We start from the raw sequence: 18,776 nt of genomic DNA, 5'->3' as shown, positions 1-18,776 counted from the left end.
ACCGCCCGCATCAGCGCAGCCGCAGTTTCCTCTCAGGCGGCTGTCAGTATTTCCGGCGTACCGTGGATTACATCTCGTTAAGTCAGCTAAGCAACTCCGGAGAGGACCTGTACACCGATGGCGCGCACCGACAATGACACGTGGGATCTGGCCTCGAGCGTGGGGGCGACCGCGACCATGGTGGCCGCCGCCCGCGCCATGGCCACCAAGGCGCCCAACCCGGTGATCAACGATCCTTTCGCCGAGCCGTTGGTCCGCGCGGTGGGTGTGGATTTCTTCACCAAGCTGGCCAGCGGCGAGCTCAAGCCCGAGGACCTCGACGAGAGTCCGGCCGAATCGTCGGCGCGAGGTGCCATGCGGTTCGCCGACGGGATGGCCGCGCGCACCCGGTTCTTCGACGACTTCTTCCTCCAGGCGGGTAAGGCCGGCATCAAACAGGCCGTCATCCTGGCCGCCGGCCTGGACGCCCGCGCCTACCGGCTGGACTGGCAGCCCGGCACCGTCGTGTACGAGATCGACCAGCCCGAGGTGATCGCGTTCAAGACCCAGGCGCTGGCCGACCTCGGCGCCGAACCCACCGCCGAGCGCCGTGCGGTGGCCATCGACCTTCGTGACGACTGGCCGGCCGCACTCCGCGAAGCCGGGCTCAACACCGCCGAGCCCGTCGCGTGGATCGCCGAAGGTCTGCTGGGTTACCTGCCACCCGAAGCGCAGGACCGGCTGCTCGACACCATCACCGAACTGAGCCCTGTCGGGAGCCGGCTGGCCGTCGAAGGCGTTCCCAGCATCAGCGCCGAGGATCAGGAAGCCGCCCGCGAGCGGATGCAGTCGGTGACCGACCGGTGGCAGGACCACGGATTCGATCTCGACTTCTCCGAGTTGACCTATCTCGGTGACCGCGCCGACGTGCCGACCTATCTGCAGGAGCGCGCCTGGGGCACCACCACGCTCACCACCAACGAGCTGCTGACCCGGGCCGGCCTGGCACCCATCGAGAAGGACGAGGTCGGTTTCGCAGACGTCCTCTACATCACCGCCGTCCGATGAGCTCGCCTGCCGGACGCACCGACTCCGACAGCTGGGATCTGGCCTCCAGCGTCGGCGCGACGGCCACCATGGTCGCCGCCGCACGCGCGCTGGCGAGCACCGAGCCCGGCGCGTTGATCGACGATCCGTTCGCCGCGCCGCTGGTGCGTGCGGTCGGCGTGGAGTTCTTCACCAAGATGGTCGACGGTGAGCTCGAGGTACCGGCCGAGGCCCAGGAGGCGGCGGCGGCCATGACGACGGTCATGGAGGTACGCACCCGGTTCTTCGACGACTTCTTCCTGCAGACGGGCCTCACCCAGGCGGTCATCCTGGCCTCCGGCCTGGACTCCCGTTCGTACCGCCTGCCCTGGCCCACCGGCACCGTGGTCTACGAGCTCGATCAGCCCGAGGTCATCGAGTTCAAGACCCGGACACTGACTGATCTCGGTGCCGTGCCCACCGCTGAGCTCCGGACGGTGCCGATCGATCTGCGCGAGGATTGGCCCGCGGCACTGCGCGCCGCCGGGTTCGATGCCCACGCGCCGACGGCCTGGAGCGCCGAGGGGCTGCTGATCTACCTGCCGCCGGAAGCGCAGGACCGGCTGTTCGACAACATCACCGCACTCAGTGCTCCCGGCTCCCGGTTGGCCACCGAGTACCACCCCGACGCGGGAGCGGCCATCGGGCAGCGCGCCGCGGAGATTCGCCGGCTCTTTGATCAAAACGGCCGGGGTTCCCGGCCTTTCGACCTCGACTTCGCCGACCTCTCCTACAGCGGTCAGCGCAACCCCGTCGTCGACTACCTGGGTGCACGCGGCTGGGAGGTGAGCGCACGGCCGCGCCCGGAGGTGTTCGCCGACGTGGGCCGCACCTTCCCCACCTCCGAAACGCTCGCACCTCTGCGCAATTCGCTGTCGGTGCTGGCCACCCGCGTCTGAAAGGACATTCACATGCCACGTTCTGAAGCCGACACCTGGGATCTGGCGTCCAGCGTCGGAGCCACCGCGACCGCCGTCGCCGCCGGGCGCGCGCTGGCGTCGCAGGGCCCGGACGCGCTGCTCGACGACCCCCTGGCGGAGCCGCTGGTGCGCGCGGTCGGGGTCGAGCACTTCATCAAGATGGTCGACGGTGAGCTCGCCCTCGACGACGACCCCGTGCTGAACCGTCGCGCCCTCAATGAGCAGATGGCCGTGCGTACCCGGTTCTTCGACGACTTCTTCCTGGAGTCGGGCCTCACCCAGGCGGTCATTCTGGCCGCCGGTCTGGACACCCGGGCATACCGGTTGAACTGGCCGGCCGGAACCGTGGTCTACGAGGTGGACCAACCCGAGGTCATCGAGTTCAAGAGCCGGACACTGGCCGGTCTCGGTGCCGAACCGGAAGCGCAGCGCCGCACCGTGGGGATCGACCTGCGCGACGACTGGCCCACCGCGCTGCGCGAGGTCGGCTTCGACAGCCGGCAACCGACCGCGTGGATCGCCGAGGGGCTGCTGGTGTATCTGCCACCGGACGCCCAGGACCGGCTCTTCGACCACATCACCGCGCTGTCGGCACCGGGCAGCCGACTGGCCACCGAGCACATGGATGTGCATTCCCTGCCGGCCGACTGGGCCGAGAAACTCGACGAGCGGACGCGCCGAACCGGCTCGGACATCAAGCTCGCTGAGCTGTTCTACACCGGGGAGCGCAACTCCGCGGGGGCCTACCTGCACGGCAAGGGCTGGCAGGTGACGACCCTGCCGGCCGCAGAAGCGTTCGCGGCCAACGGGTTCGCGCTGCCGAATGACGAGCTGACGGCATTCATCGGTGGGGATTCCGGTTACCTGACCGCGGTCCTACAGTAGGGGCATGGCGCGCAGCGAAGGCGACTCCTGGGATCCGGCGTCGAGCGTCGGCACCACCGCCACCATGGTGGCCGCTGCCCGCGCGGTGGCCACCGCCAGCGGGCGCGGGATCATCGACGACCCGTTCGCCGCTCCCCTGGTCCGCGCTGTCGGCCTCGACTTCTTCACCAGGATGGTCGACGGTGACCTCGACATCACGCAGTTTCCGGATTTCACACCGGAGCGCGTGGAGGCGATGGTCGACGGGATGGCGTTGCGCACCAAGTTCTTCGACGACTACTTCATCGCGGCCGGCGACACCGGAATCCGGCAGGCCGTGATCCTGGCCTCGGGGTTGGACTCCCGCGCCTACCGGCTGCCCTGGCCCGGCGGCACTGTCGTGTACGAACTCGACCAGCCGCAGGTGATCGAGTTCAAGACCGACACCCTGAGCCGCCTCGGCGCGCAGCCGACCGCACAACGGCGTGCCATCGGCGTCGACCTGCGTGACGACTGGCCGGCCGCCTTGCGCGAGGCCGGCTGGACGACCGACCAGCCGACGGCGTGGTGCGCCGAGGGATTGCTGGTCTATCTGCCTCCGGAGGCACAGGATCGCCTGTTCGACACCATCATCGGCTTGAGCGCACCCGGCAGCACTCTGGCCACCGAGTACGCTCCCGGCATCGTCGACCTGGATGCCGAGCGCGCGCAAGCGGCGTCGGCCACGTTCGCCACCCAGGGTCTCGAACTGGACATGGCGTCGCTGGTGTACACCGGCCAGCGGCACAGCGCGATGGATTACCTCGGCGAGCGCGGCTGGCAGGTCACTGCGGTGACCACCTCGGAGTTGTTCTCCCGCAACGGACTTCGTGCACCTGAGCCGAACGAACAAGATCCGCTGGGCGAGATCGTGTACGTCAGCGCGACGTTACGGTAGCGGCGTAGGCGCCTCCGGCGAACCCCAAACTGCCGACGGGTCAGCGCCCGAGCCATCCGCCGTCGACATTCATCACTGCGCCGTGCATGTAACGCGCATCGTGGGAAACGAGGAACGCTGCTGCGTCGGCGATTTCCTCCGCTGATCCCCACCGTCCGGCCGGAATACGCGCCGAGATCTGTTCATTGCGCTCTGGATCGGCGATCAGCGCGTCATTCATGTCGGTGATGACGTACCCGGGCGCGATCGCGTTGACGTTCACACCTCGACCGGCCCACTCGTTGGCGAAGGCCTTGGTGAGCTGCGCCAACCCGCCCTTGCTCGCGGCGTAGCCCGGCACCGTCACGCCCCCTTGATAACTGAGCAGTGACGCCATGAAGACGATCTTCCCCGACCCCGCGGTGACCATGTCGCCGCCCAGCTCGCGGGTCAGGATGAACGGTGCCGTCAGGTTCACCGCGATGACCTCGTCCCACAGCTCGTCGCCGTGGGTCTGCGCCGGCGCCCGGCGGTTGATCCCGGCGGCGTGAACGAGGATGCCTGGCTGCCACGGGCGGATCTGCTCGATGGCCGCGTAGACCTCCGCCCGCTTCTCGAGAGCGGCCGCGACGGGCAGAAACCGCCGGCCGTGTGCGGCCACGCGGTCCGCGCATTCACCCATGGCCGCAACAGATCTCGCGACACCGATGACGTCGGCGCCCTCACGGGCGAGGCGCTCCGCGATGGCCAGGCCTATCCCCCGGCTCGCCCCCGTGACCACCGCGGTGCGGCCGCGCACGCTCATGGTCGGCCATCCCGGCCGTGTACGCGCGAGCCGAGTAGATGCGAGATGGTGCGTGCGCACCCGATCACCGCCGTCCCCAGTTCGACGTCCATGCTGGCGTTCACGCGGTCGGCCGGGCCGCCGATACTCACTGCGGCAACGATGGATCCGGTGTGGTCGAAGATCGGGGCCGCGTAACCGCGGATGCCGGTTCGGTTCTCCTGGTCGTCGATCGCGTACCCCCGCTCGCGGGTCAGGGCGAGGTCGTCGTCGAGCGCTGCCCGCTCCGTCAAGGTGTTCGCGGTACGCGGTGTGAGCACGGCGGGTAGGTGGCGCGCTGCCACGTCGGGCCCCATCCACGCCAGGATCGCCTTGCCGATCGCCGTGGCGTACGCGGGGACCGCCGCTCCGACCCGGCTGAAGATGCGTACCGGGTGGGGCGAGTCGACGAGTTCGATGTAGACGACGTCCTCTCCGGTGACGATGCCCAGATGCGCCGTTTCGCCGGTATCGTCCACCAGCGCCCGCATTTCGGGAAGCGCCACCCGACGCAGGTCGAGCCGGTGCAGGTACTCCGATCCGAGCTGGGCGTTGGCAACCCCCAGGGCGTACACGCCGAGTTCCTCGTTGTAGCTGAGGAAATTACGTGCCACCAATGTCCGCAACATCCGCTGGGTTGTGGCTTTGCTGTAACCGAGGATGCTGCTGCACGCCGCCAGACTCAGCCCCGGCGGGGGCTCGTCTGCGATCTTGAGCAGGACCTGAAGCGCCCGATCCAGGCTTTGGGTGCCCGCGATGGGTTCTGCGTCGTTTCGAGTCATGCCACCTCCAACCCTGTCGTGAGACTCCGTTGACCCGAACAGGTCCGCTCGATTTCCGTCACGATAGCGGTGTCAGCAACAACCCAGGTCGGTGATCGCGACCTGATCCATATCGGTGAACGCCTGATTCTCCCCGGCCATGACCCACACGAACGCGTAATTCGATGTACCGGCACCGAAATGCACCGACCAGCTGGGTGAAACCACCAGGTCCAGATTGCTCATCGTCAGCGTGCGCAGATCGTCGGGGCGCCCCATGAAGTGCTGGATCCGGTGCGCGTCCGGCAGGTCGAAGTACAGGTACGCCTCCGTGCGCCGGTCGTGCACGTGGGGCGGCATGCTGTTCCACACGCTGCCCGGTTCGAGTGCGGTGATGCCCAGGACCAGTTGCGCCGTGGGTACGCCCCCCGGCTGCAGATGCTTGTAGATGGTGCGGCGATTCGCCGTCTCGGTCTCTCCTGCCGCAGTGGCATCCGCGTCGGCGAGGGTCACCAAGGTGTGCGGGTGCGCCACGTGCGCCAACGCTGACGCGAGGAACAGCGCACTGTCCTCTTGGTCGGACGAGAACGCGACATCTCGTGCACCGCGGCCGAGATAGAGGACGTCGCCTTTGGTGAGCTCCCATTCCTGGTCGTCGGCGCGGACCCGCGCCGATCCTGCGACGGCGACGACCGCGAGTTCCCTTCGCTCGCAGAAGTAGTCAGATCGAAGCTCATCCGGTGCGGTGAGAGCCAGCCACTGTCCCACCTGGGGAATCACCCCGCCGAGCACCATCCGGTCGTGGTGGGTGTAGGACAGTCGCACTTCACCGGCGGCGAACAGATCCTTGTCGAGGAAACGCTGTCGCAGTTCCTGACCGCTGAGCGCGGCGAGGTCGTCCGGGTGGGTGGCATGTCGGATCTTCACGGATCTTCTCTCTGTTCGTTATTCGATGACGTTGGTGGGCGTGCCGGCGGCGAAGGCCAGGATGTTCTCGCCGGCCAGACGGAAGACGTCGTCAGCTTCGTCGGTGTGGAAGCCCACATGGGCTGACAGCACGACGTTCGCACCGGCGGGCGGAAGCGCATCGGTGCGCGGCGGTTCGTCGACGAAGACATCGAGGCCCGCGCCGAAGATCGTGCCCTTCTGCAGGATCTCCGCCAGAGCGGCCTGGTCGACGATTTCGGCCCGCGCCGTGTTCACCAGTATCGCCTTGTCCCGCATGCTCTCCAACAGCGGACGCGAGATGATGCCGTCGGTGTCGGTGTTGTGCGTCAAGTGCAGCGACACCACGTCCGAGGTGGCGAACAGCTCGTCGAGCTCGAGCCGTCGCGCACCCAGCCGCTGATCACGCGCTGCATCAGCGGTGCGCGACCAATAGGCGACATCCATGCCGATGCCTTGTCCCAGGCTGATCATCCTGGCGCCGATCGCCCCGGCGCCCACGACACCGAGTCGACGGCCGGCGAGCTTGAGGCCCTGGTTCTTCTCCCACCGCCCTTCGCGAACCAGGTTGTCACCCTCGGGAATCCGGCGCGCGACTGCGAACATGAGCGCCACGGCGTGTTCGGCAACACTCTGGCTGGCAAAGTCTGGAACGTTGGTGACGGTGACACCGCACTCGTCGGCCTCGTCCATCGCCACGAAGCGCCGAGCCCCCGTACCCACGAAGCTGACCAGCTTCAGTGTGGGATTGGCCCGCAGGAGCCCGGGCGGGACAGGTCCCTGGTCCCCTACGACGTACAGCGCGTCATACCCGGCCGCCCGCGCGATGGTGGCCTCGACATCTGCGAATGATTCTTCGAACCAATCGAATTCATGCCCTGCAGCCTCGAGCGGTGCGGCGACATCCCGCAGGACGATGTCGCGGTACTGGGCCTCGCCGTCGATGCAGACGGTTTTCACTGTTGTGTTCCTTCATGTGTCGTTGTCGAAGCGGCGCTCACTACTGGCCGACCCAGCGGTTGAAGGCGTCCATCACCGGATCGAGATTGTCGGCGTAGTAGTCGGCGTCCTGCCGGATGGAGTTCTTGACGTTGTCGCCCAGGGGCAGGAACGGCTGCACTTCGGCGGGGAAGTCCTGAGGTCCCACCCCGATCACCGAGGCCGGAATCGGGGTCGGGATCTTCGAGGCGAACGCGACCTGCCCTGCGGTGTTGTTGATGACATTGGCAAGCAACTCTTGGGCCGCCGCTGGGTTGGGCGCGTCAGCGGGAATTGCCCACACACTGTTGGAGTAGCCGGCCTGATTCCAGGTGATCTCCATCGGAAAACCGTTCTCGGTCTTGGCAGTTGTGGCACGGTTGGCCCACAGGATGCCGATGTCGCAGGAGCCGTTCTCGAACGATTCGATGGACTGCGCGCCGCTGGTCCACCAGGTGATGTCGGATTTGATCTCGTCGAGTTTGCCCAGGGCACGGTCGACATCGAGGGGGTAGAGCGCATCGGGAGCCACGCCGTCGGCGAGCAGAGCGGCTTCGAGTGTCCACCCGTACTGGGGGTTGTTGAAGAAGCAGCGCTTACCTGGGAAGCGCTGCACATCCCACAGATCGCTCATCGAGGACGGCGCGGTCTCGTAGGCGTCACCGTCCCAGGCCAGCACCATACCGAAGGTGCCCACTTCGATGCCGTGCTGGTCATAGGTACCCTCGGTCAGCTTGTCCAGTGGGACGATCGAGGTGTCGATATCGGCCAGGAAGCCGGCCTCGGCGGCGGTCCGCGCATCGTTGACCGTCGGGAAGAACACCAGACTCCACGGCACCTGGCCGGCCTCCGCGGCACCGAAGAATTTTGTCGCGGCCTCGTTGTAATCGTCGGTCACCGTCACCCCGGTGTCTGCCGTGAAATCGGCGAACAGTGTCTGACTGAGCTCCGTCCAGACATCCCCACCGCTGGTGTCGTAGAAGAGGATGTCCCCGCTCAATTCGCCAGGAGTGGAGGATGTTTCAGGGGATTCACTCGATCCGCAGGCGCTGACCGCCAGCGCGGTGACTGCGAGGGCCGCTCCGAGGCGACGTGTGGTGGACTTCATGTCGATGCCTGCCTTCGTGGTTGAGGTGTCGTGAGAGGAGTTGAGTGGTCAGAGCGCCGCGGCTGAGGGGTTCACCGCAGCGGGGATCAGGGCGGCGTGGCCGGCGCGTACGCAGGCACCGACCATGTCGCCGGGCTTGGGAACGGGGCCGTAGGGGTCGAGATCGGCGGTGATCTCGGTGTCGCCCATGGAGATGTGCACGCTGTGACGCTGACCCAGGAAGCGCGACACCGTCACTTCCCCGCGGCCGATCAGGTCATATCCCTCGTGCGGAACCTCCGCGCACAAGGCGATCTGCTCCGGGCGGACCACACACGTGGCCGCACCATCGGTGATCCGTTCGGATGCTCGTGCGCGAACCCGGAATTCGCCCCGCGAGACAGTGAAGACGTCGTGGGACCGGTCCAGTATGGCGACGTCGAGCAGGTTCGCCTGACCCAGGAACCGGGCAACAAAAAGGTCTGCGGGAGAACGGTAGATGTCTTCCGGTCGGCCTATCTGACAGATCTTGCCGTCCCGCATGACTCCCATCCGGTCGGACAGGATGAACGCTTCGTCCTGATCATGGGTTACGTAGATCGCCGTGGTGTTCGATTGCCGCTGGATACGGCGCACCTCGGCACCGAGGTCTTGTCGCAGGGCCCGGTCCAGCGCCCCGAGCGGCTCATCGAGCAGGAGCACACGGGGGGCCTGGGCGAGCGCGCGGGCCAGTGCGACACGCTGTTGCTGTCCGCCGCTGAGTTGGCCCGGCGAGCGGTCGCCGAGCCCCTCCAGGGCGACGAGTTCCAGCATCTCCTGCACCCGCCGATGTCTCGCGGCAGCATCCAAACGTCGTACCTTGAGCCCGAATTCGATGTTCTGGGCGACGGTGAGATGCGGGAACAACGCGTAGTTCTGGAAGACGAATCCGATGTCGCGCCGCTGGGTGGGGATGTGGGTGACGTCGTCGCCGTCGATGTCGACGCGCCCCCGGGTGGCGTCGAGGAGTCCGGCGATGATCCTCAGAAGGGTGGTCTTGCCCGAGCCGCTCGGGCCGAGAAGGGTGAAGAACTCACCTGCGTCGACGTGGAGGTTCGCGTCATCGAGTGCGGGCTTGCCGTCGTAGTCCAGCCCGACCGCCGTCGCGGTGACCTCACCGCGCGAGCCCCGGGAGTGTGCTGAATTGCTCATCTATGACTCCTGAACCTTGAGTGCACGGTTGTTCTTCAGCGCCGTCACGATGCCGCGAATCGCGAGGACGACCAGGACGGAGGTGACCAACAGCGAGGCCACGGCAGGAACGGTGGGGACGATCCCACTTTCGAGGTACTTGTAGATGGTCACAGGGAGCGTCTTGGTGGGTCCGGTCTGGAGGAAGAGCGCGAGAACCACCTCGTCCCAGGAGGTCACGAAGGCGATGACGAACGCGCCTGCGACGCTGGGCAGGATCGCCTTGACCACCACCGCCCAGAAGGCGCGGGTGCGTGAGGCTCCCAGCGTCCAGGCCGCTTCCTCCAGTCCCTGATCTGCGCCGCTCATGGCGGCCGCGATCAAGGCGAAGGACAGCGGCGCGGCGATGACGGTGTGCGCCAGGATGAGACCCCATATCGTGCCCGTCAGCCCCAGTTGCAGCTGGACGTCGTACATGCCGATGGCGAGCAGGATCGCCGGGGTGATGATGGGCGCGAACGCCAACCCGGACAGAATCGCCTTTCCTGCTGTGGATTTCATCGCCCGCATCTGACGGGCCAGGATCAAACCGATGGCGATGGACAGCACCCCGGTGCCGATGCCGACCACCAGACTCTGCCCGATGGGTCCCATCCACGTCGACGTGGTGAACACCTCGGCGTACCACTGCAGGGTGAAGCCACGCGGCGGGAAGACCACGGTCCCGGTTTCTCCGACCGACAGAGGAAAGACGAACAGCACCGGGACAACCAGCATCGCGATGGTCAGGGCTGATACCACGGCGGACACCACCATGGGTGCCGACCAGCGGAAGGGTTGTTCGGCGCTGACTCCCTTGACCTGGACCGAGCCGACGCCCACCTTGAACTCGCCGGTGAGGCGAACCACCCCGATGTAACAGATCACGGTGGCCACCAGCAGCAGGATGCCCATCGCGCTGGCGACAGCCCAGCGGTAGACGTCGATCTGCTGCTGGATGTAGACCGAGATGGTCTGCTCGGACGGACCGCCGAGGATTGCGGGGACGAGGAAGAACCCCAAGGCCAGGATGAAGATCAGCAGCCCGCCGCTGATGAGAGACGACCGGATCAACGGGACATACACCGTGAAGAAGGTGCGAGCGGCGGAGGCGCCCATGGTGCGGGCGGCCAGCAGGACGTTGGTGTCCACGGCGACCATGCCGGCGTAGAGCACCAGGATCATGTACGGCAGCAGGTACATGACCGTGCCCACCAGCGTTCCCGCGGGCGTGTACAGCAGCTCGAGCGAACCGAGAGGCCCGTTGGGGCTGAGGATCGAGGTGACGGAGAAGAGCCGCACCACGATCGAGATCCAGAACGGCACCAGCACCAGCAGGAGCACCAGCGTGGCGGTGCGCCTCTTGAGGCGCGAGATGAAGTACGCGGTCGGAAATGCCAACAAGATGGTGAGCACGGTCGAGTTGACCGCGAGGACGACGGTGCGCCACTCGACGAGCAGTAGGAAATCGTCCTGGAACAACTGGAGGTAGGCGTCCAGGGTCCACTTCGGCGCCGCCGCGTCGAACCGGCCCTGCTCGCTGACACTGCGCAAGAACACCGTCAGGATCGGCCAGAGGAAGAACAGGCCGTAGATCACCGCGACGGGAAGCATGAGGGCGACACGAACACCGCGCGACCCGCGACGGGAGCGCCGCGCGGACGCCGGTGGCGCCTGCGTCTCCGTCTGCGTCGGCACCGGCGCCTCCAACATAGTAGTTTGTCCAGACATGACTTCATCTCCTGAATTTTGAAACAACGTACCAATTCTTTGTTTCGGAGATGTGTCCTTTGGAAGAACCGGGTTAACTCGTCGCCGCCGTCGAGTAGATGACGTAGACCTTGCGAACGGTCTCGGTGACGTCCCACTCGCCGCTCCAACCCGGCTTCAGCGAGACCGTCACCCCGGCACGGATATCGGTGGTCGAACCGTCGGGGTGCGTCAGTGTGCCGCGGCCGGAGACGAAGTGCATGACTTCCCCGCTGGTGGGCTTCACCGACAGGAAGCGGCCCGGGGTGACCTCCCAGACGCCGATCTCCATACCGGCGGTGTCGACGAGCACACGCTCCGAGCACCGTGGCGCTCCGGCGACGATCCGCGACGGCGGATCCGACGGCGCGAGGGCCACCTCCGCGACGTCGAGCGAGGAGCACAAGGAGTTATCAGCAGTCATCACAATGCCTTTCGGGAGTGTTCGGCAAGAGCGGCGGCATTCACCACCGACGGCACCACACCGCCGGTGAGGACGGCGGCGCAGCGGGATGCCAGCAGTCCGCGAAGGCGGGGTTCCGAGCGCTCCGAGTACCAGGCGACATGGCTGGTCACCACGAGGTTCGGCGCGGACAGCGCCGGATCGTCCGGCGCAGGCGGTTCGGCTTCGAGCACGTCGAGGGCCGCGCCGCTCAGAGCGCCCGCCGCCAGCGCCTCCGCCAGCGCGCGCGTATCGATCAGGCCACCGCGTGAGACGTTGACCAGGTGGGCCGTGGGCTTCATCAATGCCAGCGCCGCGGCGTCGATGAGGTGGTGAGTGACGGCGCTGAGCGGCAGGTGCAGGGTCACGACATCCGCTTGGGCGAGCACGCCCTCGAGGGGAAGCAACTCCGCCGCATCGGATGTATCGACAAACGGGTCATACGCCACCACGCGCCCGAAGAAGGGTTTCAGCAAACGAATGGTCTCGCGTCCGATGCGCCCGAGACCCACCACTCCGAGCGTCGACTCCGACAGCGCGGGGATCGGGGTGAGATCGCGCCAACGCGCCCACCCGCCCTGGCGGATGAGCCGATCCGCTTGCGGAACCCGACGAACGGACGCCAGAGCCAGGGCGGCCGCATGCGTTGCCACCTCTTCTTCGCAGTAGTCGGGAACATTGACCACCCGGATGCCACGCCCGGTGGCTGCCTCCACATCAATGGTGTCGATGCCGACCCCGTACCGCCCGATCACCCGCCAGCTGGGGTGTCGGTCCATCTCGTCGGGACCGATGGTCGCAAATTGCACCAGGACTCCATCGGCGTCTCCGGCGTCTCGGTCGCCGGCACGCACATCGAATACCGAGACCCCGGACTCGGCCGCCGCGTCGCGCTCGACGTGGATGTCGCCATAGGACGTATCCAGAACTGCCAGAGACAGATTCACAGCCTTACCGCCTTCATCAGAGCTTCGGTCAGGACCCGCACCCGGTCGGGGTCACGCGAGGCCGCGAGCTCCCCTCCCATGCCGACGACGCTGGCTCCCGCGCGTAGATAGTCGGGCGCCGTGGCGATCGACACGCCACCGGAGACGAGGAAGTCCGCTTCGGGATAAGGCGCCCGGAGGTCGCGAATGTAGGACGGCCCCATCCGGGCAGCCGGGAACAGCTTGAGCAGCGGCGCGCCGCTGCCGAGCGCGGCATCCACCTCCGAGGGCGTCAGCACCGCAGGTACATGCAGAATCCCTTGTCGCCGGGCCGAATCGGCGACCTCGGGCGATGCGCTCGGCGAGATGAGGTACTGCGCGCCCGCTGCGACGGCATCTTCGGCCTGGGAGGCACGACGAACCGTGCCGGCGCCCACCAGGAGTTCGGGGTGCCGCGCCCGCAGTCGCGCGATCGTCGCATAGGCATCGGTTGCCACCAGGCTCACTTCGATGACGCGCAGCCCCCCGGAGACGAAGGCGTCCAGTACCGCGTCGGCAATGCGCTCGGCGCGCAGCAGCACCAGCGCCCGCTCGGCTCGGATGCGGCCCAGCGTCTCAGCGGCGCTCATCGCACCATCACCGCCCGCGGATCGTCGAGGACGGCGCGCAGCTCAGGCTCCGAGAACGCCGCGGTGTCACCGTCGACGGTGCAGGCCATTGCGGCCAGCGCCACTCCGGCGGACAACGCGTCATCGGGGCTCTCTCCCGCGGTGATGCTCCACAGCAGTCCCGCCATGAACGCATCCCCTGCCCCGAATCGGTCCACCACGTCGGTTCTCAACGCCGGCACCCGCCACTGGCCGTGGCCGGACGCCGCGGCAGCGCCGTCCGACGAGTCGGTGACCACCACCAGCTCCGCGTCCGGCGCATAGCGCTCACGCAGGGCCCCGGCACACTGCTGCGCAGGACCGGCGAGGCCGAACAGAGTGCGGGCGTCCCTCGCAGCGCAAACCAGGACGTCAGCCGCTCTCAGCAAAGGCGGCAGCGCTGCCGCAGCCGCAGCGGGTGACCACAGAAGGGCTCGGTAGTTGACATCAACGGCAATTCGAATTCCCCGCTGACGCGCCTCGGCAACTAGGTGCCCGAGGCGCGTAGCGGGGCCCTCGCCGAGAGCGGCGGTGATCCCACTGACAACCAGAGTGTCAGCACCGGCCAAGGCGCCGGGCGCTGTATCCGAGACGGCGAAGGCGCTGCCCGCGCGGTCATAAACCACGCGGTGCCCGCGAGGCGCGCAGGCCTGCTCGACGAAGTACAACCCGATGCGCGCGCCGGACACGCGGCTGATGCTGTCGGTGAGCACACCGTGGGCCCGCAGCTCGGTGAGAACCTTGTCTCCGACAAAGGAATCCGGGATCGCGCTGATGAAGCGGGTCGTCCTGCCCAGAGCCGCCAGTGCGACGGCCACGTTGAGCTCGGCCCCGCCAACTGCGACACCGAGCGCGGCACCGTTCTTGATCTGCCGCCCGGCACCCGAGCTCAGTCGCAGCAGGGGCTCCCCGTACGTCGCGATCATCGCATCCACCATTCGCCATTCAGATTTTGAAACAGCGTTCCATATGTCTGACAGGTGGTCAATCGGAACTTCTCGCTGCACGCCGCGAGCACGTTGCATCGAGATCGGTGAAGTCGTTGGTTCAAGAAGGTGCACGAGCGCTACGGACCCCGCCGGTGGGAGCACGGGTCCGCAGCCGGCGCCGCGTTCGTCCACTCGCTCGACCCGCGTGATCGCGGCGTGTCCTACCGCAGGAGCTCACCTTCCGAGCCCCGCGTACGACCGCCGGCGCCCACACGGGCCGAACCGCAGCGGATCGCCGAAAGCTGGTCCAGAAACCCCGACGACCACATGGGAAGCAGTCGGATTCACCTCGGGCGCATCATCTTTCGGCCATGCTCGGACCAATGGATGCCGTTGGATCGGCCGTGTAGCACCCCGGACCGCAGCCGCGTCACGCCAAGCTCTTGCCGGACAAGTTTTTTCGTTGAGAATCCGGGCGGTCTCGCGTTACCTGAGCACGAAGTCCGACACCGGCGATACCCGGTGAGCCCCGCTCTAGAGCCGGGTGCTGCCCCACCACAACACGTTCGCCCCGGTGAGCGACTGCTCGGCCTGGCTGACCGCACTCAGTACCGACTGGCCGAGCACCGAGGCCACCGCCTGCGGCAGTGACGCGGCGGCCGGCTGCGACGACGGCTTGGGTCGCAGTGCGTCCAGCAGCGACGAGCCCGGGTAGCTGGCGATGGTGACCTTGGCGTCGGCGTCGAAGCCGGCGAGCACAGCGGCTCGGCGGACGGCGGTGCGCAGGCCGCCGAGTTCGTCGACCAGGCCGTGCTCGAGTGCGTCGGCACCGGTCCACACGCGGCCGCGGGCCACCGCGTCCACGGCATCGACCTCGAGGTTGCGGCCGGCGGCCACCCGCTGGATGAAGTCGGTGTAGAACAGGTCGGCCTCGGCTTCGACCTGCTGTTGCTGCGCCTCGGTGAAGGGAGCGTTGACCGACCACGCGTCGGCATTGGCGTTGGTGCGCACACCGTCCGAGCCGACACCGAGCCGGTTCTTCAGATCCCGGGCGATGAGCTTGCCGGTGACCACGCCGATCGATCCGGTGATGGTGCCGGGGTTGGCGACGATCTTGTCGGCCGCCATCGAGACGTAGTAGCCGCCCGAGGCGGCGACGGCACCCATGGACGCGACCACCGGGGTACCGGCCTTTCTGGCGCGGACCACCTCACGCCAGATGGTCTCCGACCCGGTGACCGAGCCGCCGGGGCTTTCCACCCGCAACACGATGGCGTCGACGTCCTTGTCGGCGGCGGCCTCGCGCAGTGCGGCGGCAATGGTGTCCCCACCCGCGCTGGAGTTACCGAAGGGCGACAGCCCCGGACCACCACGTCCGCTGACGATCGGGCCGGCCAGGGTCACCACGGCCACCTTGGGCGTTTTCTTGCGGCTCAGCGCCGGCAGGCCCTTGGGGGCATTGTTCTGCGCGACGGCCCTGGCATAACGGGACAGGAACAGCCGCGGCGGCGCACCGGCACCGTCGGCGTCACCGGTCTCGGGTGAAATACCCTCGGCACCAACGAGTTCCGCGATCCGGGCGTAGGCTTCGTCCCGGAACCCGATCCGGTCCACCAGGCCGCCGGCCACCGCGTCGTCGCGCAGCAACGGGGCCCGGTCAGCCAGCGCGTCCACCTCGGCTAGGGCAATGCGGCGGGACTCGGCGACAGCCTTCCACACCTGGGCATGCAGGCTCTCCACCATCCGCGTGTCCGCCTCACGATGAGCGTCGGTGTAGCGGTCCTGGGTGAAAAGATTTGCCGCGGACTTGTATTCGCCCCGGGCCACGAACTGCGCCTCGATGCCGGCCTTGTCGAGCGCGTCGCGCAGGAACAGCGCGTTGGTGGCGAAGCCCACCAGGCCGACGGTGCCCGACGGCTGCATCCACACCTCACCGAACGCCGAAGCCAGGTAGTAGGACAGCGTGCCGGGATAGGTCTCCGCCCACGCCAGCGACGGTTTCTCGGCGGTGAAGGCGGCGATCGCCTCCCGCAGTTCCTGCACCGGTCCGGCGGGAGCGGCCGGAATCTGAACGCGGGCAATGAGTCCCGCCACACGGGAATCCTCGGCGGCTCGATGGATGGCCGCCACGGCTTGCCGCAGTGTCATGGGACGGCCGCCACGGGTCAGCACCACCAGTGGATCGAAGCCGACGGTCTCCGGGGGCACGACGTCGAGATTGAGTTCGAGGATCACACCACCCGGCACACCGTGGTGACGTGCCGTGTCGACCTTGCGGGCGACTGCGCGCACTTCGTCGAGACCGGGAATGCGTCCGGGGATGCCGGAGAGAGCGAACATTCTTCGAGCGTACCGACCGCGCGCAGGTGCGGAACTAGGCTGGAAGCGGGCGCTCACCTGATTGCCCCACGAGTAGAAGGGACACCGAACCTGATGGATCTGCTGGTCGGCTACGACGGATCACCGGCTGCCAATACCGCGATCAGAGTCGGAACGAGGTTGTTCCCCTCCGCGCAGGCCCTCATCGCCTATGTCCAGACTCCGCCGTTCGCCGGGCGCGAGCTGCGCCGTCGGCTGCGGCTGAGCGCCCACAATGTCGCCGAGCTCTCCGAATCGGTGGAACGCGAGGGCAAGTTCGAGGCCGAGTTGCTGGTCGAGACCGGGGTCGCGCTGGCTCGCAACGGAGGCTGGCAGGCCGAGCCGCTGGTGAAGCAGGCCTGGGGCGGTGAGGGGATCGGCCTGGCGCAACTCGCCGAGAGCCATTCGCCGGCGGCGGTGGTGGTCGGCTCGCGTGGGCTGACCGGCTCGGAGGCCGTGCTGGGCAGTGTCTCCGAGCTGCTGGTGGCGCATTCGCCGGTGCCGGTCCTGGTCGTCAGGCAGACGCTGCTCGCCGCTGAGTACGAGGCGCTGGCCGGTGGCCCCGTCGTCGTCGGCTTCGACCAGTCCGCCGGTGCCGCCGCGGCAGTGGCCACCGCGCAGAGCCTGTTCCCCACCCGCGACGTGCTGGCCGTCTCGGTGGCCTCCGATGACACCGCTCAAGCCTCGGCCGCCCCGCCGCAGGGGGTGAAGGTGCTCAGTGCTGCACCGCGTCGCGGCCGCGGTTCGGGCGCCACCGCCGACACACTCATCGCCGCGGCCGACGAACACAACGCCGCTGCCATCGTCGTCGGTTCACGGGGTCGATCGGCGCTCAAGCGGGTGCTGCTGGGTAGCGTGGCCAGTTCGGTGCTGCACGGCTCGTGCCGTCCCGTCATCGTTGTCCCCTCGGCCGGCTGACCCTCAGCAGTGGAACGTGACCGTCTCCCCGGCCGGCGCCTTGCCCATGCGATGACCGCCGGCCGGTGAGGCCAGGTCGGGATGCCCGAAAGAGATCCCGAACAGCATCTTCATCGACCCGTCGATGCCCAGCACCTCGCGCACGGTGTCGGCGAAGAAACCCAGCAGGGTCTGGGGCACGCCGCTGAGCCCGTGGGCGGTGAGCGAGAGCAGGAAAGTCTGGGCGTACATACCGACGTCACCGGCGACCCGCACCCCGTCGTAGAGATCCGGCATGAACAGCAGGCAGGCGTGTGGCGCGCCGAAGAACTCGAGGTTGCGCAGCAGCGCCACCCTGCGGTCATCCTCGGCATCGCGCGTGATGCCGAGCGCCTGGTAGTAGGCGGACGCCTGCGCCACCTGCCGGTCGCGGTAGACGCCGTACAACTCGTCATAGGCCCAGGGGAAGTCCGGGGTCATCCTCTCCTGCCCCGCGGCCGCCAACAGGGCTGTGCTCAGCGCGTCGCGCGTTGCGCCGGAGACGATGTGCACGTCCCACGGTTGTATGTTGGCGTTCGAGGGAGCGTGCCGCGCGTCGTCGACAACACTGTGAATCACGGTGTCGGGCACCGGGGTCGGAAGGAAGCTTCGGATGGACCGGCGATCACGGACGACGTCGTGGAACGTCTTGGTTACCGGCACGATGGCCTCCCCTTTGCGTCACGGAATTATCTAGCGCACTAGACTCTAGCGTACGAGAGAACGTGGTGATGACGTCCCCTGATTCACGCCATTCGGTGAACAAGCAGCTGTCGTTCGCGCTCTACGGTGCGGCCAACCGGCTCATCCGGATGCACAAACAGTTCCTCGAGCCACTCGGTCTCACCTTCCCGCAGTATCTGGTGATGCTCGAACTGCTCGGCGGCACGAGGCCGTCGGTCGGCGAATTGGGCACCACTCTCGGTATGGACACCGGGACCATCACCCCACTGGTGAAACGGCTGGAGCAGGCCGGTCTGATCACCCGGCGACGCGACACCCGGGACGAACGGCGCGTCCTGGTGGAGTTGGCGCCCGCCGGTGAGGCGCTGCGTGACGACATCTGGGCGGTTCCGACGCAGATCCAGACGGCCTGCCAGATCAGCGACGAGCGCGCCAGCGAACTTCGCGAGGCACTCGACGACGTGGGCCGTCGCGACCAACCCTGACGCCGGAGAGCAAAAAGCCCCGCACGCCGAAGCGTGCGGGGCTCTTGTGTGC

The 18,776-nt window shown here is 67.4% G+C and carries 19 protein-coding genes; 6 read left to right on the top strand and 13 right to left on the bottom strand.

What is annotated here, in order from left to right:
- The first annotated feature begins 117 nt into the window (after window positions 1-117).
- From AC3A6P_RS08935 to AC3A6P_RS08920, 4 genes are read left to right on the top strand one after another with little or no spacing between them, the layout of a single operon-like run.
- Complete coding sequence (locus AC3A6P_RS08935; protein WP_487690877.1) at window positions 118-1,047, top strand: SAM-dependent methyltransferase; 930 nt, start codon at window positions 118-120, stop codon at window positions 1,045-1,047.
- A complete protein-coding gene (locus AC3A6P_RS08930) occupies window positions 1,044-1,964 on the top strand; it encodes a class I SAM-dependent methyltransferase (protein ID WP_487690875.1) in 921 nt (306 codons plus the stop codon). Before AC3A6P_RS08935 ends, AC3A6P_RS08930 begins: the two co-directional genes overlap by 4 nt.
- A 12-nt stretch (window positions 1,965-1,976) precedes the next feature.
- A complete protein-coding gene (locus AC3A6P_RS08925) occupies window positions 1,977-2,870 on the top strand; it encodes an SAM-dependent methyltransferase (RefSeq protein ID WP_487690874.1) in 894 nt (297 codons plus the stop codon).
- Window positions 2,871-2,874: 4 nt separating this feature from the next.
- The gene (locus tag AC3A6P_RS08920) at window positions 2,875-3,786 is read left to right on the top strand and encodes a class I SAM-dependent methyltransferase (protein WP_487690872.1); all 912 of its coding nucleotides are present in this window, start codon (window positions 2,875-2,877) and stop codon (window positions 3,784-3,786) included.
- Between the two features lie 40 nt (window positions 3,787-3,826).
- Here AC3A6P_RS08920 and AC3A6P_RS08915 read toward each other — a convergent pair whose 3' ends face one another.
- The 12 genes from AC3A6P_RS08915 to sppA all read right to left on the bottom strand — a co-directional run bounded on the left by AC3A6P_RS08915 (window position 3,827) and on the right by sppA (window position 16,601).
- The gene (locus AC3A6P_RS08915) at window positions 3,827-4,570 is read right to left on the bottom strand and encodes an SDR family NAD(P)-dependent oxidoreductase (RefSeq protein WP_487690870.1); all 744 of its coding nucleotides are present in this window, start codon (window positions 4,568-4,570) and stop codon (window positions 3,827-3,829) included.
- Entirely contained in the window at window positions 4,567-5,370 is an 804-nt protein-coding gene (locus AC3A6P_RS08910) for an IclR family transcriptional regulator (RefSeq protein WP_487690868.1), read from the bottom strand. Before AC3A6P_RS08910 ends, AC3A6P_RS08915 begins: the two co-directional genes overlap by 4 nt.
- A gap of 72 nt (window positions 5,371-5,442) precedes the next feature.
- Window positions 5,443-6,276 (bottom strand): 5-dehydro-4-deoxy-D-glucuronate isomerase, encoded by an 834-nt coding sequence (gene kduI / locus AC3A6P_RS08905; RefSeq protein WP_487690866.1) that lies wholly within the window; start codon window positions 6,274-6,276, stop codon window positions 5,443-5,445.
- Between the two features lie 18 nt (window positions 6,277-6,294).
- Window positions 6,295-7,254, bottom strand: a complete 960-nt coding sequence (locus tag AC3A6P_RS08900; protein ID WP_487690865.1) for a 2-hydroxyacid dehydrogenase — start codon at window positions 7,252-7,254, stop codon at window positions 6,295-6,297.
- Window positions 7,255-7,294: 40 nt separating this feature from the next.
- The gene (locus AC3A6P_RS08895) at window positions 7,295-8,380 is read right to left on the bottom strand and encodes an extracellular solute-binding protein (protein WP_487690864.1); all 1,086 of its coding nucleotides are present in this window, start codon (window positions 8,378-8,380) and stop codon (window positions 7,295-7,297) included.
- Between the two features lie 48 nt (window positions 8,381-8,428).
- On the bottom strand, window positions 8,429-9,550 hold the full coding sequence (locus tag AC3A6P_RS08890; protein WP_487690863.1) for an ABC transporter ATP-binding protein: 1,122 nt from the start codon (window positions 9,548-9,550) through the stop codon (window positions 8,429-8,431).
- Entirely contained in the window at window positions 9,551-11,266 is a 1,716-nt protein-coding gene (locus AC3A6P_RS08885; protein ID WP_487690861.1) for an ABC transporter permease subunit, read from the bottom strand.
- Between the two features lie 106 nt (window positions 11,267-11,372).
- Window positions 11,373-11,741 carry a cupin domain-containing protein gene (locus tag AC3A6P_RS08880; RefSeq protein ID WP_487690859.1) on the bottom strand — a complete coding sequence of 123 codons (369 nt, stop codon included), beginning with the start codon at window positions 11,739-11,741 and terminating at the stop codon, window positions 11,373-11,375.
- Window positions 11,741-12,706 (bottom strand): C-terminal binding protein, encoded by a 966-nt coding sequence (locus AC3A6P_RS08875; RefSeq protein ID WP_487690857.1) that lies wholly within the window; start codon window positions 12,704-12,706, stop codon window positions 11,741-11,743. The genes AC3A6P_RS08880 and AC3A6P_RS08875 overlap by 1 nt, the downstream gene beginning before the upstream one ends.
- Window positions 12,703-13,314, bottom strand: coding sequence for a bifunctional 4-hydroxy-2-oxoglutarate aldolase/2-dehydro-3-deoxy-phosphogluconate aldolase (locus tag AC3A6P_RS08870; RefSeq protein WP_487690855.1), 612 nt, complete (start codon window positions 13,312-13,314; stop codon window positions 12,703-12,705). Before AC3A6P_RS08870 ends, AC3A6P_RS08875 begins: the two co-directional genes overlap by 4 nt.
- The gene (locus tag AC3A6P_RS08865) at window positions 13,311-14,258 is read right to left on the bottom strand and encodes a sugar kinase (protein ID WP_487690853.1); all 948 of its coding nucleotides are present in this window, start codon (window positions 14,256-14,258) and stop codon (window positions 13,311-13,313) included. Before AC3A6P_RS08865 ends, AC3A6P_RS08870 begins: the two co-directional genes overlap by 4 nt.
- Window positions 14,259-14,795: 537 nt before the next feature.
- Entirely contained in the window at window positions 14,796-16,601 is a 1,806-nt protein-coding gene (sppA, locus tag AC3A6P_RS08860) for a signal peptide peptidase SppA (protein WP_487690851.1), read from the bottom strand.
- A 93-nt stretch (window positions 16,602-16,694) separates the two neighbouring features.
- Between sppA and AC3A6P_RS08855 the strand changes: the two genes are divergently transcribed.
- Window positions 16,695-17,537, top strand: coding sequence for a universal stress protein (locus AC3A6P_RS08855; protein WP_487690849.1), 843 nt, complete (start codon window positions 16,695-16,697; stop codon window positions 17,535-17,537).
- A 3-nt stretch (window positions 17,538-17,540) separates the two neighbouring features.
- Here AC3A6P_RS08855 and AC3A6P_RS08850 read toward each other — a convergent pair whose 3' ends face one another.
- Window positions 17,541-18,218: a nitroreductase gene (locus AC3A6P_RS08850; RefSeq protein ID WP_487690847.1), complete on the bottom strand. Its 678-nt coding sequence runs from the start codon at window positions 18,216-18,218 to the stop codon at window positions 17,541-17,543.
- 68 nt (window positions 18,219-18,286) lie between these two features.
- Between AC3A6P_RS08850 and AC3A6P_RS08845 the strand changes: the two genes are divergently transcribed.
- Window positions 18,287-18,724 (top strand): MarR family winged helix-turn-helix transcriptional regulator, encoded by a 438-nt coding sequence (locus AC3A6P_RS08845; RefSeq protein WP_487690845.1) that lies wholly within the window; start codon window positions 18,287-18,289, stop codon window positions 18,722-18,724.
- Window positions 18,725-18,776: the final 52 nt, after the last annotated feature.

The sequence above is a fragment of the Mycobacterium sp. Soil_C_30 genome (assembly GCF_057656995.1).
Note: the sequence above shows the minus strand (reverse complement) of the source record. Positions and strands in the feature narration are given on the sequence as shown.